Genomic DNA, 472 nt, shown 5'->3' with positions numbered 1-472 from the left:
TGCCGATACTGCCCAAGGAGCATAGCAATGCCTGACCAACTGCCTGAGATCGAACTTGAGGATCGCGGTTCCAAGGGCCGCTACGTCCTGCGTGGACCCGATGGCGCCGAGGCCGAGATGACTTTCACCAAGATCGGTGAGCACCAGATCATCATCGACCACACCGAAGTGCCGGACGTCTTTCGCGGCCAGGGTGCCGGGCTTCGGCTTGTCACCCGCGCCGTCGAGGATGCGCGTGCGGCGGGCAAGAAGATCATCCCGCTCTGCCCGTTCGCCAACGCCCAGTTCCGCCGCCATCAGGAATGGGCCGACGTGCTGAAGCGGTAGGGATTCGTTGCTTGGAAACGGCGCGGCAAGCGGCTGCCATCCCACCGGGGCGGCTTTGGCATTTGCGCGGGTGGCGCATCCTGCCTAAGTAGATAGGATATATCTTAGCCGCGCCGACAAACGAACCGAATGATCCCCCAATGAC

The 472-nt window shown here is 62.3% G+C and carries 1 protein-coding gene; it reads left to right on the top strand.

Annotated features, from left to right (window positions below):
* Positions 1-27 precede the first annotated feature (27 nt).
* Positions 28-327 carry a GNAT family N-acetyltransferase gene (locus EN914_RS37965; RefSeq protein WP_013529296.1) on the top strand — a complete coding sequence of 100 codons (300 nt, stop codon included), beginning with the start codon at positions 28-30 and terminating at the stop codon, positions 325-327.
* The last annotated feature ends 145 nt before the right edge of the window (positions 328-472 follow it).

The organism is Mesorhizobium sp. M7A.F.Ca.CA.001.08.2.1 (genome assembly GCF_003998455.1).
GTDB classification, from domain to species: Bacteria; Pseudomonadota; Alphaproteobacteria; order Rhizobiales; family Rhizobiaceae; genus Mesorhizobium; species Mesorhizobium ciceri.
Note: the sequence above shows the minus strand (reverse complement) of the source record. Positions and strands in the feature narration are given on the sequence as shown.

Bases quoted from the DNA above. Each gene is read 5' to 3' on its own strand.
- EN914_RS37965 (WP_013529296.1), top strand. From the start codon at position 28: ATGCCTGACCAACTGCCTGAGATCGAACTTGAGGATCGCGGTTCCAAG.